16 protein-coding genes are annotated in these 18,676 nt (G+C 62.4%); 6 read left to right on the top strand and 10 right to left on the bottom strand.

Annotation, left to right across the window (positions count from 1 at the left end):
• Positions 1 to 80: 80 nt before the first annotated feature.
• Together ndk and ACFMPD_RS05555 are read left to right on the top strand one after the other, a co-directional pair.
• Positions 81 to 503, top strand: a complete 423-nt coding sequence (ndk, locus tag ACFMPD_RS05550) for a nucleoside-diphosphate kinase (protein WP_380992646.1) — start codon at positions 81 to 83, stop codon at positions 501 to 503.
• A gap of 171 nt (positions 504 to 674) precedes the next feature.
• Positions 675 to 1,922, top strand: coding sequence for a cytochrome P450 (locus tag ACFMPD_RS05555; protein ID WP_380992648.1), 1,248 nt, complete (start codon positions 675 to 677; stop codon positions 1,920 to 1,922).
• On the opposite strand, the gene ACFMPD_RS05560 is transcribed toward ACFMPD_RS05555, so the two are convergent.
• The 4 genes from ACFMPD_RS05560 to ACFMPD_RS05575 form a co-directional block, all read right to left on the bottom strand.
• A complete protein-coding gene (locus ACFMPD_RS05560) occupies positions 1,919 to 2,176 on the bottom strand; it encodes a hypothetical protein (RefSeq protein WP_380992650.1) in 258 nt (85 codons plus the stop codon). The genes ACFMPD_RS05555 and ACFMPD_RS05560 overlap by 4 nt on opposite strands.
• Before the next feature lie 57 nt (positions 2,177 to 2,233).
• Positions 2,234 to 4,063 (bottom strand): Na/Pi cotransporter family protein, encoded by a 1,830-nt coding sequence (locus tag ACFMPD_RS05565; RefSeq protein ID WP_380992652.1) that lies wholly within the window; start codon positions 4,061 to 4,063, stop codon positions 2,234 to 2,236.
• An 18-nt stretch (positions 4,064 to 4,081) separates the two neighbouring features.
• Positions 4,082 to 5,653, bottom strand: a complete 1,572-nt coding sequence (locus ACFMPD_RS05570; protein ID WP_380992654.1) for an inorganic phosphate transporter — start codon at positions 5,651 to 5,653, stop codon at positions 4,082 to 4,084.
• Positions 5,654 to 5,864: 211 nt separating this feature from the next.
• On the bottom strand, positions 5,865 to 6,434 hold the full coding sequence (locus ACFMPD_RS05575) for a cupin domain-containing protein (protein ID WP_380992656.1): 570 nt from the start codon (positions 6,432 to 6,434) through the stop codon (positions 5,865 to 5,867).
• 209 nt (positions 6,435 to 6,643) lie between these two features.
• Between ACFMPD_RS05575 and gabT the strand changes: the two genes are divergently transcribed.
• From gabT to ACFMPD_RS05595, 4 genes are all read left to right on the top strand, one after another.
• Positions 6,644 to 8,155, top strand: a complete 1,512-nt coding sequence (gene gabT, locus ACFMPD_RS05580) for a 4-aminobutyrate--2-oxoglutarate transaminase (RefSeq protein WP_380992658.1) — start codon at positions 6,644 to 6,646, stop codon at positions 8,153 to 8,155.
• A gap of 207 nt (positions 8,156 to 8,362) precedes the next feature.
• Complete coding sequence (locus tag ACFMPD_RS05585; protein WP_380992660.1) at positions 8,363 to 9,682, top strand: aspartate aminotransferase family protein; 1,320 nt, start codon at positions 8,363 to 8,365, stop codon at positions 9,680 to 9,682.
• Positions 9,683 to 9,703: 21 nt separating this feature from the next.
• On the top strand, positions 9,704 to 11,332 hold the full coding sequence (locus ACFMPD_RS05590) for an FMN-binding glutamate synthase family protein (RefSeq protein ID WP_380992662.1): 1,629 nt from the start codon (positions 9,704 to 9,706) through the stop codon (positions 11,330 to 11,332).
• 13 nt (positions 11,333 to 11,345) lie between these two features.
• Complete coding sequence (locus tag ACFMPD_RS05595; RefSeq protein WP_380992664.1) at positions 11,346 to 11,915, top strand: carboxymuconolactone decarboxylase family protein; 570 nt, start codon at positions 11,346 to 11,348, stop codon at positions 11,913 to 11,915.
• An 18-nt stretch (positions 11,916 to 11,933) separates the two neighbouring features.
• Here the strand turns inward: ACFMPD_RS05595 and ACFMPD_RS05600 are convergent, their stop codons facing one another.
• The 6 genes from ACFMPD_RS05600 to ACFMPD_RS05625 all read right to left on the bottom strand — a co-directional run bounded on the left by ACFMPD_RS05600 (position 11,934) and on the right by ACFMPD_RS05625 (position 18,536).
• On the bottom strand, positions 11,934 to 12,890 hold the full coding sequence (locus tag ACFMPD_RS05600; RefSeq protein WP_380992666.1) for an ABC transporter ATP-binding protein: 957 nt from the start codon (positions 12,888 to 12,890) through the stop codon (positions 11,934 to 11,936).
• On the bottom strand, positions 12,887 to 13,864 hold the full coding sequence (locus ACFMPD_RS05605) for an ABC transporter ATP-binding protein (RefSeq protein ID WP_380992668.1): 978 nt from the start codon (positions 13,862 to 13,864) through the stop codon (positions 12,887 to 12,889). Before ACFMPD_RS05605 ends, ACFMPD_RS05600 begins: the two co-directional genes overlap by 4 nt.
• 4 nt (positions 13,865 to 13,868) lie before the next feature.
• Positions 13,869 to 14,774, bottom strand: coding sequence for an ABC transporter permease subunit (locus tag ACFMPD_RS05610; protein WP_380992670.1), 906 nt, complete (start codon positions 14,772 to 14,774; stop codon positions 13,869 to 13,871).
• The gene (locus tag ACFMPD_RS05615) at positions 14,775 to 15,782 is read right to left on the bottom strand and encodes an ABC transporter permease subunit (protein ID WP_380992672.1); all 1,008 of its coding nucleotides are present in this window, start codon (positions 15,780 to 15,782) and stop codon (positions 14,775 to 14,777) included.
• The gene (locus ACFMPD_RS05620) at positions 15,776 to 16,885 is read right to left on the bottom strand and encodes a M24 family metallopeptidase (RefSeq protein WP_380992674.1); all 1,110 of its coding nucleotides are present in this window, start codon (positions 16,883 to 16,885) and stop codon (positions 15,776 to 15,778) included. The genes ACFMPD_RS05615 and ACFMPD_RS05620 overlap by 7 nt, the downstream gene beginning before the upstream one ends.
• A 61-nt stretch (positions 16,886 to 16,946) precedes the next feature.
• Positions 16,947 to 18,536 (bottom strand): ABC transporter substrate-binding protein, encoded by a 1,590-nt coding sequence (locus ACFMPD_RS05625; RefSeq protein ID WP_380992676.1) that lies wholly within the window; start codon positions 18,534 to 18,536, stop codon positions 16,947 to 16,949.
• Positions 18,537 to 18,676 lie beyond the last annotated feature (140 nt).

Below are 18,676 nucleotides of genomic sequence, written 5' to 3' on the forward strand. Positions count from 1 at the left end.
TTTTCAATCCGGTTGCCGCATGTTAGGCGGCGCGCGATATCCAAGGCGGGAAGGCCCGCCGACAGACAAGGAGATGCCGGATGGCCCTGGAACGTACGTTTTCGATCATCAAACCCGACGCAACCCGCCGCAACCTGACCGGCAAGATCAATGCCAAGTTCGAAGAGGCCGGACTGCGCATCGTCGCGCAAAAGCGCATTCACATGACCAAAGCCCAGGCCGGCGTGTTCTATAGCGTTCATGCCGAACGCCCGTTCTATGACGAATTGTGCGAATTCATGTCCTCCGAACCGGTCGTCGTGCAGGTGCTGGAAGGCGAAAACGCGATTACAAAGAACCGCGAGATCATGGGCGCCACCAACCCGGCGGATGCCGCACCCGGCACCATCCGGGCCGAATTTGCCGAGTCGGTCGGCGAGAACTCGGTGCACGGCTCGGACGCGCCGGAAACGGCGGCGGTCGAGATCGCCTATTTCTTTTCCGGTCTCGAACTGGTGGGCTGATCCTGCCCCGGCCACCGTCGCCTGGATGCCGGGCGCAGACGGCCGGATCGACCGCGACTGCCGACACGGGCCGCTGCCGCGATGCAGCGGCCCTTTTCATATCCCGCTGGCGCGGTGATTGACTTGCCGCCGCGGCGGGGCAAGATGGGCGCCGGATCGGGAGGCCAGCTTATGACAGGACCGGAAAATGTCGCGGGCGCGGATCTGGTGCGGGGGTTCGATCTGGCGCATCCGCCGGAGGATTTCGCCGGCGATCCGTTCCGGTATTATGATGCCCTGCTGCGCCACGCGCCGGTGCTGCCGCAGCCCGACGGCTCGGTTCTGTTGACGCGGCACGCGGATCTGGACCGGGTCTATCGCGACACGACGCTGTTCATCTCGGACAAGAAATCGGTTTTTGGTCCAAAATTCGGCATCGGCAGCCCGCTTTACGAGCATCACACGACGTCGCTGGTCTTTAACGATCCGCCGCTGCACACGCGGGTGCGCCGGATCATGACATCGGCGTTGACGCCGCGCGCCATCGCCCGGATGGAGCCGGGCCTGGTCGACACGGTGGATGCGCTGTTGCAGAACATGGCCCACCGGCCCCGGGTCGATCTGATCGAGGATTTCGCCGCCGCGATTCCGATCCAGATCATCGGTAATCTGCTGGATGTGCCGGTGGACGAGCGTGGCCCGCTGCGCGACTGGTCGCTGGCCATTCTCGGGGCGCTGGAACCGGTGCTGACCCCCGAGCAGACGCAACGCGGCCATGACGCCGTGCGTGAATTCAAGACCTATCTGCAGGACCTGATCGCGCGGCGCCGGGCCCGGCCCGGAGATCCCGAAACCGATGTTCTGACCCGCCTGATCCGGGGCGAGGGCGGCGATGGCCAGCTCAGCGAGATCGAGTTGATCCAGAACTGCATATTCATCCTGAATGCCGGGCACGAGACCACGACCAATCTGATCGGCAACGGGCTGGCGCTGTTGCATGATTACCCGGATCAAAAGGCGCGCCTGTTGGCCGAGCCCGAGCTGATCGCCCCGGCGGTCGAGGAATTCCTGCGGTTCCGCTCGCCCAACCAGTTGGGCAACCGTGAAACCGCCACCGAGGTCACACTTGGCGATCACTGGATCGCGGCGGGCACAAACCTGCATCTGTGTATCGGGGCCGCCAATCGCGATCCGGCGGTGTTCCCTGACCCGGCCCGGCTGGATATCGCGCGCAAGCCCAACCGCCATCTGGCCTTTGCCGCCGGCCCGCATGTCTGTATCGGCCTGACCCTGGCCCGGATGGAGGGGCGCATTGCCATCGGCCGGTTTCTGACCCGTTTTCCGGGTTTTTCGATCCTGCCGGGGCGCGTCGCCGGGGGACGGCTGCGGTTTCGCGGCTATGCGGAACTGCCGGCGAGGCTGGTGCCGCCTGCGGCCTAGGATTCGGGTTCGATTTCCCGCATCAGCCATTCGCCGCGCCGGATCTGTTCGCGCACGACGGTCAGCTTGGTCTTCAGCCGGTCGGATTTGCTGTCCTTGGCGCTGGTTTCCAGATCGGTCAGCAACTCGGTTTCCTTGGCCCGCAGCTTCAGTAGTACTTTCTCGACATGCGAAGGCTTGATCTTTTCGACCTTTTGCCGCCGAAGCCTGTCGAAATAGGCGTCGAGCTTTTCGATGTTTTTCTTCAAACCCATCGGTTCGGTGTTCCTTGCGTAATATGTCATGGCGCCGGTCTGTAACGGCGTTTGGTATCAGTGATGTGTCATTTGCGCGCGCGTATCCGCGCCCGAGGCCGCAATGGCGTCGATTTCCTCTTCGTCCAGCGCCAGAATGCGTTCCACCTCTGCTTCGGGACCCTCTGTATGCACCGAATAGATTCGGGCCGCCGCCAGCAGGTCGCGCATGGCGCGATAGGCATAGCCGGAATCGTTCAGAAACGAGGTGGCTGTCTGGGCGTCGATCTCGCCACTGCGGATCAGTGCTTCGACCCGGTGAAACGTGTTCTTGCGGTCCTTGTTGATCTGGATGCGCTCTTCGTCCAGCCACAGGCTGCTGCGGTCGGCCGGGTCGCTCTGATCCAGCTTGTGCAGCTCGACCAGGATGCGGGCGATCTCGACGCGCAGCCCGTTGTATAATTCACTGATCCGCCCGTGCGGCCGCGCTGTATAGGTGCTGGCATTGCGCCGCAGGTGTTTGACCGCCTTGACGGCCCGCACAAGACGCCCGGCCGCATCGCGCAGATCATAGACCCGTTTCATCACCGGCTCTGGCAGGTTCTTGGCGCCGGTGCGGGTGGTGAATTCCACGATGGCGGCATACAGCACCTTGACCCGGTGTTCATAGCGCGCGTCGATGTCGAATTCGACCGGCTGGCGGCTGTCGCGGACCGTGGTGGCGATATCCTCGGCGGCATACAGCTCGTGGCGATGCAGGTTCAGGCCATGCGCAATCAGTTCGATGGCATTTTCGCTCAGGTGTTTGACCTCTTTTCCCAGCGCGACCTCGACGGTTTCGGGAAACTCGTCCACGGCTTCGGACAGGTATCTGGGTTTGCTGACATCGGCGACAGGCTCGACAATCACGTGTTCGAGAAAGCCAATGAGACGGCGCAGAAAAGGCAGCATCAACACCACACCCAGCATGTTGAAAATGGTGTGAAACACCGCCAGCTTCAGCGCATAGTCGGTGTCGGCGATGCCAACGCCGGCGCTGACCCAATCGACGGTGTCGCGGATCGGTGCGATCAGCGCCAGCGCCACGCCGGCGGTCACCGCATTGAAGATCAGATGCGCCAGTGCCAGCCGCTTGCCCTGATAATTGGCGGTCAAGGATCCGATGATCGCAGTGATGGTCGTGCCGATATTGGCGCCGATGGCCAGCGCCAGCGCGTTCTCATAGCTGATCTGGCCCGCCGCCAGGGCGGTGATGATCAGCACCATGGTGGCATGGCTGGACTGCATCACCACGGTCGCCGCCGCGCCGACCAGGGTATAGACCAGCAAGCCGGCGACACCGGTCATCGCAAAGCGCGACAGGTCGAACTGATCCTTGAAGGCCTCGAATCCCTCTTTCATGTAGTGGATGCCGAGAAACAGGAACCCCAGCCCGGCCAGCACATAGCCGGCCCCGCGCACGTATTTGTTGCGCTGGAACACCAGCACGATGCTGATTGCCAGCATCGGCAGGGCATAGGCCGAAATCTTGACCTTGAGTCCGAAGCCCGCCACCAGCCAGGCGCCGGTGGTGGTGCCGATATTGGCACCAAAGATGATGCCCACCCCGGCCAGCAGGGTGATCAGCCCGGCACTGAGAAACGAGATGGTGATCACCGAGACCAGCGAACTGGACTGCATGATGGTGGTGGCCACGACGCCGAAGCCCAGCGAGCGGGTCACCGAACCGGTGACCCTGGCCAGCACGCTTTCCAGGAAACCGCCGCTGAACAGGCGGAACCCGTCCTCCAGCATCAGCATGCCGAACAGAAAGATCGCCACGCCTGCGGCGATCTCCTGAAAGTCTGGACTGACGTAGAAACTGACGATCAGCAGCGTCAGAATCACCGGCAGAAGCAGTTTTTTCATCAACAAGGGACCAGCCTCCTAGGGCAGCATCATGCCACGCAGCACGAAATAGAACAGGGCGGCCAGAAAGGCCGAAATCGGAACGGTGATGATCCAGGCCGACACGATCTTGAGCAGGGACGATCGCTTGACCAGTTGCCGCTTGAGCGCTTTTTGCAGCTCTTTGCGCTGGGCTGCGGAAATCACCGCTTCGGGGCCCATTTCCTTGAGCGCGTTTAGCAGGCGCAGCTTGTCCTCGGGCGGGGCGTTCTGGAATTCGCGCAGGACCTTTTCGGCCTGCAGGAAGTCCGGGTCACCCTCGTGCCGGGACAGAACGTTTTCGACGACCCGGCCCATGCGCTGTTCCAGGAATTCGCGCAGGAACCCGACGCCAAAGACCGCGCCCAACGCCACATGGGTCGAACTGATCGGCATGCCCAACTGGCTGGCGATGATCACCGTGATCGCTGCCGCCAGGGCAATGCAGAACGCCCTGGACCGATCCAGTTCGGTGATTTCCGAGCCGACGGTACGGATCAGTTTCGGGCCGAACAGGGCCAGCCCGACCGAGATGCCCAGCGCGCCGATGACCATCACCCAGATCGGGATCGCCACCTTGCCGCCGCCTTCGCCTTCGGTCAGCACATCGACCACGCCGGCCAGTGGCCCCACCGCGTTGGCCACATCATTGGCGCCATGGGCAAAGCTGAGCAGGGCGGCGGCAAAAATCAACGGTATCGTGAACAGCCGGTTCACGCCGTCGCGGTCCGGCGTCAGCCTGGGCGCCGCCTTGCGGATCACCGGCCCCACCAGCAACAGCGTCACGACGGCGACCGCCAGACCGGCTGTCACCGCCATTGGAAATGACACCGGAAACACCTTTTTGATGCCCTTCAGCGCCAGATAGGTGGTAAAGGCCCAGGCCATGATCGCGATCATGTAGGGCACGACTTTTTGCGCCGCGGCCAGAGGATCTTCCTTGAAGAAGACCAGTTTTTTCAGGGTGAACAGGGACAGCGCGGCTATGATGCCGCCGGTCACCGGCGAGATCACCCAACTGGCGGCGATCTTGGCCATCGCGTCCCAGTTGACGATGTCCCATCCCGCAGCGGCGATACCCGCGCCCATGACACCGCCGACGATCGAATGGGTTGTCGAGACTGGTGCACCGATCCATGTCGCCGCGTTCAGCCAGATCGCGGCGCCCAGCAGCGCCCCCATCATGACCCAGACAAAGGTATCGACATTGGCGATGTCGGCCGGGTCGATGATACCCTTTTTCACGGTCTTCACCACGTCGCCGCCGGCGATGATGGCGCCCCCGGCCTCGAACACCGCAGCGATGACGATGGCCATCGTCATCGACATGGCAAAGGATCCGACTGCGGGTCCGACATTGTTGGCAACGTCATTGGCGCCGATATTCAGCGCCATATAGGCACCGATCACCGCGGCGGCGATCAGCAGATAGGCCTGTTCGACGTGACCGAACTGGGTGCCGGTATAGATCATGACCGCAACAACAAACAATATCGCCGTACCCAGCCGCCCCACTTCGCTGCGGCTGATGTCGGTTGCGCGTTCGATCTTGAGATAATCCTTAATCTTCAAAGTCGTCCCCCCTGTGAGATGATCCACAAACCTGGCGCTTTGCCCAAGCATGACCGGGCAAAACGCGGGTGTTCCCGCGATGTGTGGAATGTAAAGATTTTATGACAAAGACCCGGGGTCAGATATGACGTGGATCAACGGAAACGTGCCCGAGGGGCTCAGCCGCTAAAAAATTTCGGGCATGCGGTATCCGTTCTGCATGGAACGAAGGTCAGAAAGTCGGCGGCGTACCCGCACTGACGATAACGCAATCCTCTGCGCCGATATTGCGGAACCGGTGGGGCAGGCGGCTGTCGAAGAGATAGCCGTCCCAGGGGTTCAGCACCCGCACCTGATCGTCGACCGTCACCTCGATGATGCCGGAAATCACGATTCCGCCCTCTTCGCCCTCGTGGCTGATCAGATCGGGGCCGGTGTCGGCGCCGGGGGGATAGACCTCATGCAGAATCTGCAGGCTGTGCCGCGAGGCGTCGCCGACCTGGCGCAGCGAGACCCGCGCGGCACCGTCGCCCATACCGATGTCCTGCGGCGAAAGCTCGATCAGTTCATCGGCACCATAAAAATACTTGTCCGCGCCGTTTTCTTCGAACTCCGAGAAGAACTCGCACATCGTCATCGGTATCGCGTCCAGCAGACGTTTCAGCGAGGCGACCGAGGGGCTGCTCTTGTTCTGCTCGATCAGAGAGATGGCGCCATTGGTCAGACCGGCCCGCGCTGCCAGATCGCGCTGGGTCAGACCGCGCGATTCCCGCATCATCCTGAGTCTGCCGCCGATATCCACCTGTCTCGACCCGAGTTGTTTCGTGATTTAAATATTAAACGCAAATACGAACAAAAGGTCAATTGCTGTTATCCCTTGAAAACAGACGATTGGATGGGGGAGGCCCTTGGGTCGCTGGCGGCAGGGGTCAGAGGTATGAGATTATTGACAACAATATTAAGCGAGATATTATAATACTGATCAAACGCCATTCTGAGCCGGAGCGACCGATGACCACAACGACCAAATCCAGCAAAACCACCGACGACATCGCCGGCAAGACGCCGACATCCAAGGCCGCGCCCGCCAAGGCGACGGCCAGCAAGGCCAAGCCGCGCCGCACCACATCCAAGGCAAAGCCCAAAGCCGCGCCGAAAACGGTGGCCTCCAAAGCTGCTGCCGTTGCCGCCGACGCCGCCGCGGCGACCGCATCGCAGGCAGAGGCCGCAAGCGGGACTGACAATGCGACATTGCTGGCACGGCGCGAAGCAGCCGTGCCGCGCGGGGTCGCCTCGGCCGCGCCGGTGTTTGCCGCCCGGGCCGAGAACGCCGAATTGTGGGATGTCGAAGGTCGCCGCTATATCGATTTCGCCGGCGGCATCGCAGTCTTGAATACCGGCCACCGGCACCCCAAGGTGATCGCAGCCGCCAAGGCGCAGGAAGATCTGTACACCCATACCAGTTTTCAGGTCGTTCCCTACGAACCCTATGTCGCGCTGGCGGAAAAGCTGAACGCGCTGGCGCCGGGCGATTTCGCCAAAAAGACCCTGCTGGTGACCACCGGGGCCGAAGCCGTCGAGAACGCCGTCAAGATCGCCCGTGCCGCAACCGGTCGGCCCGGCATCATCGCGTTTTCCGGCGGCTATCACGGCCGCACGATCATGACGCTGGGCCTGACCGGCAAGGTGACGCCCTACAAGAAGGACGTCGGACCCTTCCCGTCGGATATCTACCGTGCGCCGTTCCCGGATGCACGTGCCGGCGTCACCGTCCAGGACGCGCTGAAGGCGCTGGAAACCCTGATGCTGACCGATGCCGATCCGTCGCGCGTCGCCGCGATCATCCTGGAGCCGGTGCTGGGCGAGGGCGGGTATCATCCGGTTCCCGCCGAGATGTGGCAGGCGCTGCGGGCGATCTGCGACAAGCACGGCATCCTGCTTATCTCTGATGAAATCCAGGCCGGGTTCGGGCGCACCGGCACCTGGTTTGCGATCGAGCATTCCGGCGTTGCGCCGGACCTGATCACCGTGGCGAAATCCATGGCCGGCGGCTATCCGATTGCCGGTGTCATCGGCCGGGCCGACGTGATGGACGCGCTGGAACCCGGCGGACTGGGCGGCACCTATGGCGGCAACCCGGTGGCCTGTGCCGCCGCGCTGGCGGCCATCGAGGCGATCGATTCCGAAGGTTTGCTGGCCCGTTCGACGGCGCTGGGTGAAACCTTCCGTGCCCGCTTTGCCGAGATCGGCGCGCGCACGGCCCCCTATCGCATGTGGGACATCCGGGGTCTGGGCGCGATGCTGGCGGTGGAATTCGTCACCGATTTCGAAACCGCCGCGCCGGATGCCGCCTTTACCAAATCGGTGATCGCGCATGCGCTCAAGCGCGGGCTGATCCTGCTGGCCTGCGGCATGCATGGCAACGCCCTGCGCATTATGGTCCCGCTGACCGCGTCGGATGCGGTCATCGAAGAAGGTCTGGCGATCTTCGAGGCCGCGCTGGCGGACGCCCTGGCAGGCTGAGCACCGCCAAATTATCGTTGCCCCGCAGAATGGCCGGGGTTCGAAATCCTGACGGGGCGCGTTTTCCGCGCGCCCCGTCACAGCGACGGTTCCGAAAAATTCATCAAGATCGTTTGCCATAGCGGGTTTTCCGGATAGGCTTGTGGTTCGGGCCGGGGGGGGCACTGAGCCATCGGTCACAGCGAAACTTCAGCAGGAGACCGTATCATGTCGCATGTATTTCCACGACACGCGAAACTGAATCCGCCGGTCGCCGTGGGCGGCGAGGGCTGTTACCTGATCGACAGCACGGGCAAACGTTATCTCGACGGCTCGGGCGGGGCGGCGGTGTCTTGTCTGGGCCATGGCGATCCGGATATTACCGCCGCAATCAAGGACCAGTTGGACCAACTGGCCTTTGCCCATACCGGGTTTTTCACCTCGAAACCTGCCGAAGCTCTGGCCGATCTGCTGATATCGCACGCGCCCGGCGCGCTGGACCGGGTCTATTTCGTCTCGGGCGGCTCCGAAGCCACCGAGGCGGCGATCAAGCTGGCGCGGCAATACTGGGTGGAGAAAGGCGAGCCGCAGCGCGGCAAGCTGATCGCCCGCAAGCAAAGCTATCACGGCAACACGATTGGCGCCCTGTCGGCCGGCGGCAACGAATGGCGCCGCGCGCAGTTCGGGCCGCTGCTGCTGGATGTCAGCCATATCGACCCGTGCTACGAATACCGGCTGCGTCGGGACGATGAAAGCGCCGAGGAATATGGCCGCCGTGCTGCTGACGCGCTGGAAGAGGAGATCCAACGGCTGGGGCCGGACACCGTGATGGCCTTTATGGCGGAACCGGTGGTCGGGGCAACCGCCGGGGCGCTGGCGCCGGCGCCTGGCTATTTCAAACGGATCCGCGAGATCTGCGATCGGTATGGCGTGTTGCTGATTCTAGACGAGGTGATGTGCGGCATGGGCCGCACCGGCACGATGTTTGCCTGTGAACAGGACGGGGTAGAACCTGATATCGCCTGTATCGCCAAAGGGTTGGGGGCTGGATATCAACCGATTGGCGCGATGCTGTGCAGCGCCGAAATCTATGACACGATTGCCGATGGTTCGGGCTTTTTCCAGCACGGCCATACCTATATCGGCCATCCGGCTGCTGCGGCCGCCGGTCTGGCGGTGGTGTCGGCGATCCAGGATCGCGGCCTGCTGCCCAGGGTGCGCGCGCAGGGCGACAAGCTGCATCAACGTCTTGTGGACCGGTTCGGCCAGCATCCCAATGTTGGCGATCTGCGCGGCCGCGGGCTGTTTCGCGGTATCGAACTGGTGGCCGACCGCGAGACCAAGGCGCCGTTCGATCCGGGCCTGGGGGTTGCCGGGAAAATCAAGAAGGCGGCATTCCAGGCCGGGCTGGTCTGCTATCCGATGTCGGGGACCATCGACGGGCGTCAGGGCGATCATATCCTGCTGGCGCCGCCCTTCATCATCGAGGATGCGCAGCTGGACGAACTGACCGACAAACTGGACCAGGCGATCACGGCGGTGATCTGACAATCGCAGAGGAGATTTCCGATGGCGCGTTTCACGGTATTCGCCGGGACAGTGGTCTTTGCCATCCTGTCCCTGTTTGGCCTGATGTTCAGTTGGTGGTTCGTCTTTCCGCTGGCGATTTTCGGGTTTCTGGCGGCTCTGGGCACGTATGATGTGCTGCAACCCCGACATTCGATCCTGCGAAACTATCCGGTGATCGGCCACATGCGGTTCCTGTTCGAGGGTATCCGGCCCGAGATCCGGCAATATCTGATCGAAAACGATCAGGACGAGGAACCGTTTTCGCGCGACAAGCGATCGATCGTCTATCAGCGCGCCAAGGGGGTCGAGGACAAGCGCCCGTTCGGGACCCGGATGCGGGTTTATGATTCCGGCTATGAATGGCTGACCCATTCCGTGGTGCCGAAAAAGATCGCCAACGAAGATTTCCGTGTCACCATCGGTGGGCCCGAATGCAAGAAACCCTATGAAGCCTCGATCTACAACATTTCCGCAATGAGTTTCGGGTCGTTGTCCGCCAATGCCATTCTGGCCCTGAATATTGGCGCAAAAAAGGGCGGCTTTGCGCACGACACCGGCGAGGGCGGCGTCAGCCGGTATCACCGCGAGGGCGGTGGCGACCTGATCTATGAAGTCGGGTCGGGCTATTTCGGCTGCCGCACCGATAGCGGGCGGTTCGATGTCGACAAGTTCCGAAAACAGGCCGGGCACCCGCAGGTCAAGATGATCGAGCTCAAGCTGAGCCAGGGCGCCAAGCCGGGTCATGGCGGGGTGTTGCCGGCATCCAAGATCACCCCCGAGATCGCCGAGGCACGGGATATTCCGATGGGCCAGGATTGCCTGTCGCCGGCCTCGCACCCGGAATTCACAACCCCGATCGAGATGATGCAGTTCATCAAGAAACTGCGCGACAACGCCCATGGAAAACCGGTGGGGTTCAAGTTGTGCATCGGCCACCGCCGCGAATTCATGTGTATCATCAAGGCGATGCTCGAAACAAAGATCGTGCCTGATTTCATTGTCGTCGACGGCAAAGAGGGCGGCACCGGTGCGGCGCCGCTGGAGTTTGCCAACCATATGGGCATGCCGCTGGTCGAAGGATTGACCTTTGCCCACAACGCATTGCGCGGTGCGGGGCTGCGCAGCCAGGTCAAGCTGGGCGCGTCGGGCAAGCTGGTGACATCCTTTGACATTGCCAAGGCGCTGGCGCTGGGGGCGGACTGGGCGAACTCGGCGCGCGGGTTCATGTTCGCGATCGGCTGCATTCAGGCACAGGCCTGCCACACCAACGAATGCCCGGTCGGCGTCGCCACGCAGGATCCGCTGCGTCAGCGCGCCGTCGATGTCACCCGGAAATCCGAGCGGGTATACCGGTTTCACCGCAACACCATGCATGCGCTGGCGGAAATGACCGGTGCGGCCGGGCTGGATCACCCTGGCGAGTTCCTGCCGCATCACCTGATCACGCGGGAAAGCGACCGCGACATGGTCACGGGCGACGAGATCTACCCCTATCTGCCCGAGGGCTTTCTGCTGCGCGAAGAAGAGGATGAATTCGGCTATCTCATGCGCTGGCGGCGCTCACGGGCCTCCAGTTTCGAACCGTTCGATCTGCCCTTGATCGAGGCCGGTCTGGAACAACGCGCATGAGGAGGGGCCTCAGATGACAGACGAGGTTGCACTTGAACCGATTTCGGACGCGGACTGGCCCGAGGACATTGCCGACATGCTGGGCGGCTTTGCCGGCGGTCTGAATGTCTATCGCACCATGGCGCATCATCCCGATCTGCTGCGGGCCTGGACCGATCTGCGCGAACATGTGGTCAACCGGAACGTTCTGGGGCGTCAGCGCACCGAGGTCGTCATTCTGCGCACCGGGCATCGGCTGGGATCCAGCTATGAATGGCATCAGCATGTGGTGCGCGGGAGAAAATACGGCTTGGGCGACGCCCGCATCGACCGGATTCGCGGTCCGGTAGCGGCGATGCCGCCCGAGGATGCGGTGCTGGCGCAGGCCGTGGACGAATTGTACGATGCCGGCGGTCTGACTCGGGCAACGGTGCAGTCGCTGACCCGGGCGGTCGGGACCAAGGGGGTCTTTGACCTGATGGCGACGGTCGGGTTTTACAGCACTCTTGGGTTCATCCTGAACAGTTTCGGCACGCCGCTGGATGACGATATCCAGGCGGAACTGGACTCGGCACCGTTCCAGCCCGGGGACGCCGGGGCCTGATTGCCGCCATGGCGCGGATCATTCCATTGGAAAATGGCAGGCGGCGGCATGGGGCGTGTCGCCCAGTGCCGGGCGCTCGGCCCGACAGATATCCTGAACCTTCCAGCAGCGAGGCGCAAACGGACAGCCGGGCAAGTTCGCCAGCGGCGAGGGCAACTCGCCGGTCAGTTTGATCCGTTCCTTCGCGCCGGTCGGGTCGGCCCGCGGAGTCGCTGACAGCAGTGCCTTGGTATAGGGGTGTTTGGGCGCAGCGAAGACCGCGTCCTTAGAGCCGGTTTCGACGGCCTGTCCCAGATACATGACGATGATGTCGTCCGAGACGTGGCGCACGACGCTCAGATCGTGGCTGATGAACAGATAGGCCAGGCCCAGGCGATCCTGCAGCTCGACCAGCAGGTTCAGGATCGCCGACTGGATCGACACGTCCAGCGCCGAGACCGGTTCGTCCAGCACAAGCACCTTGGGGTCCAGCATCAGCGCCCGGGCAACCGCGATACGCTGACGCTGCCCGCCCGAGAACATGTGCGGATACCGGTCGAAATGTTCCGGGCGCAGCCCAACCAGACGCAGGATATCTCGCGCCTTTTCCTCGCGCTCTGCAGCTTTGAGATCGCGGCGGTTGATGGCGAGGGGTTCCATCAGGATGGTGCCGATCCGCTGCCGCGGATTGAGCGACCCATACGGATCCTGAAACACGATCTGCACCGAGGTGCGCAATTCCGGCCAGCCTTCGCGAACCACCGGCTTGCCGTCCAGCAGCAGTTGTCCCGAGGTCGGCTCCTCGATCATCGTGACCATGCGGGCCAGGGTGGACTTGCCACAGCCGGATTCACCGACCACCGCCAGGGTCTTGCCGGCATAGAGATTGAAATCCACCCGCTGCACCGCGCGCAGCACCTGCGGTTTGGCGAAAAGACCGCCGCCGACGTCATAATGGCGGGCCAGCGCCTTGGCACTCATCACGGGCTGAGTCATGAAGCAATCCTTTCGTCACCGTTCAGCGGATAGTGGCAACGGGCGCGGCCCATGGCATCGCTTTGCGGCCTGGGCGGTTCGGCCTTGCATTTCGCATCGGCGAATTTGCAGCGCGGCGAGAACAGACAGCCCCTGGGCCTGTCGAACTGGCCGGGCACCACGCCGGGGATCGTCGGCAGCAGCTTTTCGGTGGCGCGTTCCGGCAAGGCGCTGAGCAGCGCCGCCGTATAGGGATGGTGCGGCCTTTCGAACAGGTCCGTCACCGGCTGCTCTTCGATCTTCTGGCCGGCATATTGCACGCTGACCCGCTCGGCGGTTTCCGCCACAACGCCCATGTCATGGGTGATCAGCACCAGGCCCATGCCGGCGTCGTCGCGCAGGCTGATCAGCAGATCGAGGATCTGCGCCTGGATGGTCACGTCCAGCGCCGTGGTCGGTTCGTCGGCAATCAACAGCTTGGGACGGCAGGCAATGGCCATGGCGATCATCACCCGCTGGTTCATGCCGCCGGACATCTGGTGCGGAAAGGACGACAGGCGTTTTTCCGGGGCCGGGATGCCGACCTGTTCGAACAGTTCGATGGCGCGTGCATGGCGCGCGGCGCGGTCCAGCCCGAGGTGATAGCGCAGCGCCTCCTTGATCTGCCAGCCGACGGTGAAACAGGGGTTCAGCGAGGACATCGGTTCCTGAAAGATCATCGACAGATCCTTGCCGACGATTCTGCGCCGTGCCGCCGCGGTCAGGGTGCCGAGGTCGTGACCGTCAAACAGCATCTCGTCGGCGGTGATCGTCGCCGTCCAGGGCAACAACCCCATCAGGGCCAGCATCGACACCGATTTCCCCGAGCCGGATTCCCCGACGATTGCCAGGATATCGCCGGTATCGACATCGACATCGACCGCATCCACGGCCCGGAACTGGCCCGAGGCGGTCGTGAAATCGACACTGAGATTGCGAATGCGCAGCAGGCTCATCGGATCAACTCCGCTTCAGTTTCGGATCAAGCGCATCACGCAACCCGTCGCCCATCAGGTTGATCGCCAGAACGGTGATCAGGATGGTCAGGCCGGGAAAGGTCACGACCCACCAGGCGCGCAGGATGAACTCGCGGGCTTCGGCCAGCATGGTGCCCCATTCCGGGGTCGGCGGCTGGGCGCCCATGCCGAGAAAGCCCAGCGCCGCAACATCCAGAATGGCGCTGGAAAAAGACAGCGCCCCCTGCACGATGATCGGCGCCAGGCAATTGGGCAGAACGGTGATGAACATCAGATGCAACTGGCCGGCGCCCGCCACACGGGCCGAGGTGACATAGTCCTTCTGCCGTTCGGACATGATGCTGGCGCGGGTCAGGCGCACGTAATGCGGCTGCTGCACGATGGCGATGGCAATCAGCGCGTTGGTCAGACTGGGACCCAGGATCGCCACCAGCACCAGCGCCAGCAGCAGGGACGGGAAGGCCAGCACGATATCCATGATCCGCATGATCACGCTGTCCAGCCATTTTGGCGCGAACCCGGCGATCAACCCGATCAGAATGCCGCCGGTGGCGGCCACGGCCACCACGACAACGCCGACAAAGAACGAGAACCGCGCGCCTTCGATCAGACGCGACAGCATATCCCGGCCCAGCGGGTCGGTGCCCAGCGGGAACGCCCAGCTGCCCCCCTCCTGCCATGCCGGCGGCTGCAGGGCGTGTTCGCGGAACTGCTCGGTCGGATCATAAGGCGCAAGCAGCGGTGCGAATGCGGCAATGATGATGAAGGCGATGAACACCCACAGGCCAAAGACGGCGCCGCGGTTCTCCTGAAAGTAGTACCAGAATTCGCGCAGGCGGCTGGGGCGTTCCACCGTCGTTTCAGGGTCGGAAGACAGCGTATCGGTCATTTAGTTCTTCCTGATTTTCGGGTTGATGACGCCATAGAGAACGTCGACCGTGAGGTTCACCAGCATTACGATGAGGGCAATCATCAACAGGCCGCCCTGGACCACCGGGTAGTCCCGGCGAAAGATGCTGTCGACCATCCATTTTCCGATGCCGGGCCAGCTGAAAATCGTTTCGGTCAGGATCGCGCCCGCCAAAAGCGTGCCGACCGACAGACCGATCACCGTGATTACCGGAATCAGCGCATTTCGCAGGGCATGGATCCCGTTGATCCGGCCCGGTGTCAGTCCCTTGGCGCGGGCCGTCCGGATATAGTCTTCGCCCAGGACTTCCAGCATCGCCGAGCGGGTCTGGCGCGCGATCACCGCCAGCGGGATGGTGCCCAGCACGATCGTTGGCAACAAGAGATGGCGCACCGCTGATGCAAAGGCGCCGCTTTGGCCCGATGCCAGACTGTCGATCAGCATGAACCCGGTGGCGTCGGGAAAATAGTACACGAGGTCGATGCGGCCAGAGACCGGCGTCCATTGCAGATTGCCGGAAAACACGATGATCAGCAGCAGCGCCCACCAGAAGATCGGCATCGAATAGCCGACCAAAGCGGTGGACATCAGCGCGCGGTCAAAGAATTTGCCGCGGTTGACGGCCGCGATCACACCGGCAGGCAGCCCCAGAACCACGGCGAAAACCATGGCGCAGATGGACAATTCCAGGGTTGCCGGGAACAGGGAAAAGAACTCGTCCCAGACTGGGCGCTTGGTCACGAAGGAATTGCCCAGGTCGCCCTGCAGAATTCCGGTGAGGTAATCCCAGAATTGCGCATAGACCGGACGGTCAAAGCCGAATTGCCGGGTCAGCTCCTGATACCGTTCTTCGGTCAGGCCGCGTTCACCGGCCATGACGATGATCGGATCGCCCGGCAGCACTCTGATGAAGGCAAAGGAAATCAGAGCCACGCCGATAAAGGTCGGGACAAAGGTCAGCAGTCGTGAACCAAGATATTTCAACATGGCAGGATCGTCAGCTCCTTCGGAAACGTGGTCAGCGACAGGCAGGCGTCCTCGGTAACCAGGACATCGTCTTCGATCCTGACGCCAAATTTGCCGATTGCATAGAGGCCAGGCTCATTCGTATAGACCGTGCCCGCAGGCAACGGCATGTGGTTGCCACGCACGATATAGGGGGCTTCGTGCACGTCGCGCCCCAACCCGTGGCCGGTTTTCGTGCGGACGCGGTCGGCAAATGGCGATTGTTCCAGCACGGTCGTCACCGCATCGTCGATCTGGTGCGCCGTCACGCCGGCGCGGGTCACCGCATGGCCGCGCAGATTGGCCTGCAGAACGGTGTCATAGACTGCGCACGCCTCGTCATCGGCATGGCCCAGGAAAACGGTGCGGGTGATGTCGGCGGCGAATCCGTCCTTGCGGGCGCCGAAATCCAGCAACAGGGCATCGCCCGCCTGCACCGCGTAATCCGCGCGGGCATGGGCATGGGGCCGGGCCGAATTGTCGCCGGCCGCGACAATGGGCGCAAAGGCCAGGTCCTGGGCGCCTTCGGCGAACAGCGACTGGATCAGCACCTGTTCGATCTGCGTCTCGGTCTGTCCGATGCGCACGCTGTCTAGCGTGCGCGTCAGAGCGCGTTCGGAAATGGCGATGGCAGCGCGCAGGGCCGCGATATCCTCGGGTGTCTTGATCATCCGCAGCCCTGAAATGGCGCGTTCTCCATCGATGATGCGCAGGTCGGGTTGGGCGGCCTTCAGCGCGTGATGCACAAAGACCCGCATCACCTGACCTTCGACCGCCAGCGATGTGATCGACAGATGCGCCAGCAGGGCGGCAAAGGCCGCATCATAGCCGTCCTGATCGCGCCAGTCGAACACCGCGCCGTCAAACCCCACCAGATCCCAACTGCGTAATTCCAGATTGGGGACCAGTGCCGCCGCCGGACCGGTGGCCGGAATCACCAGCAGAAAGGGACGTTCGTGGCTCATGAAAGAGCGATTCAGCGCCCGGGTGAAATTCGGGCCGGGCACCAGCGCCACCGCATCGACACCAAGATCGGCGGCGACCCGGGCATAGTCGGTCAAGCGGTCGGAAACAGACTGCGACACGGCTGGGCCTTTCAGATTCGGGAAATCGGGGCGGCCTGATTTGGCTGCCCCGAAACAGGTTTTACTTCAGTCCGACGGCGTTGAAGATGTGGCCGCCCAGCGGATGCACCACATAATTGTCCACCTCGGGCCGCATGGTCATGTAGACCACGGAATGCGCGATGGTGGCCCAGGGGGCCTGTTCCTTGAACACGACCTGCGCCTGTTCATACAAGGGCTGGCGCTCGGCCTGGGTCGGCAGGACCTTTGCCTTTTGGATCAGATCCTCAAAGGGCTGATGGCACCATTGCGCCCGATTCGAGTTTTCGCGCCCGTCACAGCCCAGCAGAACCGCCAGAAAGTTGTCCGGATCGCCATTGTCACCGGTCCAGCCCAGCAGCACCGCGCCGTCGCGGTCCAGTTCCCGCGAACGGCTGAGATACTCGCCCCACTCATAGGAGACGATTTCCACGTTCACGCCGATCTTGGCGAAATCCGCCTGCATCAACTCGGCCATGCGCCGCGCGTTCGGGTTATAGGGGCGCTGCACCGGCATCGCCCAGATCTTGAGCGTCAGGTCCGACACGCCTTCGGCTTCCAGCATTGCCTTGGCCGCTTCGGGGTCATGGGGATCGTCCACGATCGCGTCGTTATAGGACCACATGGTCGGCGGGATCGGATTCTTGGCGATCTGTCCCGAGCCCTGAAACACCACGTCGATAATCGCCTGCTTGTCGATCGCCATGTTCAGCGCCTTGCGCACCTTGGGATTGTCATAGGGCGGCAGGGTGGTGTTGTAGGCCAGATACCCGACATTCAACCCTTCCTGCTCCATCACCACGATGCTCTCATTGGCCTTCATGTCGGAGATATCGGCCGGGTTCGGATAGGCCATGACATGACATTCGCCCGCCTGAACCTTTTGATAGCGCACGCTCGCATCCGGCGTGATGGCAAAGATCAGCGCCTCGACGCGCGCCGGCTCGCCCCAATAGGCGTCGTTGCGCAGATAGCGGATCACCGCGTCCTTCTGATAGGCTTGGAAAATGAACGGACCGGTGCCGATCGGTGCCTGGTTCAGCAGTTCCGGCGTGCCCGCATCCATCATCGCCTGTCCGTATTCAGCTGAAACGATGCTGGCGAAATCCATTGCCATGTTCGCGACAAAGGGCGCTTCGGGACGGTTCAGGTGGAACTTGACGGTGTGATCGTCGACCTTTTCGATGCTCTTGATCAGATCCGGCATCGACATGCCGCCGAAATACTCCCAGGTGCCGCCGGATACCTTATGGTAGGGGTGGTCCGGGTTGCCCTGCCGGTCAAACGAGAACAGCACGTCGTCGGCATTGAAATCGCGGGTCGGGGTGAAATTCGCATTCGAATGGAATTTGACGCCCTTGCGCAGATTGAATGTCACGGTCAGCCCGTCGTCGGATACTTCCCAGCTTTCGGCCAGCCCGGGGATCACTTCGGTGGTGCCGACCTTGAATTCCGCCAGCCGGTTGTAGATCGGATGGCTCGAGGCATCAAAAGTGGTGCCGGCGGTGTACAGGGCCGGGTCAAAGCCTTCGGGCGATCCCTCGGAACAATAGACAAGCGCCTGCGCCGAGGCGGATCCGGCACAGAGTGCCAGCGCCGTCGCACCGGCCGCCAGATATGATTTCAGAGTCATTCTTTTCTCCCAAGTTGTTCGGACTTTTTTTTATTAATGTAGCAGTCAGCAGATTGGCCGCCCTTGCAGAACGGTCAATGCATGGGCTCACCCTGCCACCGAATGACGCGTCTGAAAAGGGCAGACCCGACGTGAACCGG

Origin of the sequence: Sedimentitalea sediminis (genome assembly GCF_042687825.1) — a bacterium.
Classification (GTDB): Bacteria; Pseudomonadota; Alphaproteobacteria; order Rhodobacterales; family Rhodobacteraceae; genus Sedimentitalea.

Bases quoted from the DNA above. Each gene is read 5' to 3' on its own strand.
- ACFMPD_RS05555 (WP_380992648.1), top strand. From the start codon at position 675: ATGACAGGACCGGAAAATGTCGCGGGCGCGGATCTGGTGCGGGGGTTC.
- ACFMPD_RS05565 (WP_380992652.1), bottom strand. From the start codon at position 4,063: ATGAAAAAACTGCTTCTGCCGGTGATTCTGACGCTGCTGATCGTCAGT.
- ACFMPD_RS05560 (WP_380992650.1), bottom strand. From the start codon at position 2,176: ATGGGTTTGAAGAAAAACATCGAAAAGCTCGACGCCTATTTCGACAGG.
- ACFMPD_RS05625 (WP_380992676.1), bottom strand. From the start codon at position 18,536: ATGACTCTGAAATCATATCTGGCGGCCGGTGCGACGGCGCTGGCACTC.
- ACFMPD_RS05595 (WP_380992664.1), top strand. From the start codon at position 11,346: ATGACAGACGAGGTTGCACTTGAACCGATTTCGGACGCGGACTGGCCC.
- ACFMPD_RS05605 (WP_380992668.1), bottom strand. From the start codon at position 13,864: ATGAGCCTGCTGCGCATTCGCAATCTCAGTGTCGATTTCACGACCGCC.
- ACFMPD_RS05615 (WP_380992672.1), bottom strand. From the start codon at position 15,782: ATGTTGAAATATCTTGGTTCACGACTGCTGACCTTTGTCCCGACCTTT.
- ACFMPD_RS05600 (WP_380992666.1), bottom strand. From the start codon at position 12,890: ATGACTCAGCCCGTGATGAGTGCCAAGGCGCTGGCCCGCCATTATGAC.
- ACFMPD_RS05590 (WP_380992662.1), top strand. From the start codon at position 9,704: ATGGCGCGTTTCACGGTATTCGCCGGGACAGTGGTCTTTGCCATCCTG.
- ndk (WP_380992646.1), top strand. From the start codon at position 81: ATGGCCCTGGAACGTACGTTTTCGATCATCAAACCCGACGCAACCCGC.
- gabT (WP_380992658.1), top strand. From the start codon at position 6,644: ATGACCACAACGACCAAATCCAGCAAAACCACCGACGACATCGCCGGC.
- ACFMPD_RS05610 (WP_380992670.1), bottom strand. From the start codon at position 14,774: ATGACCGATACGCTGTCTTCCGACCCTGAAACGACGGTGGAACGCCCC.
- ACFMPD_RS05585 (WP_380992660.1), top strand. From the start codon at position 8,363: ATGTCGCATGTATTTCCACGACACGCGAAACTGAATCCGCCGGTCGCC.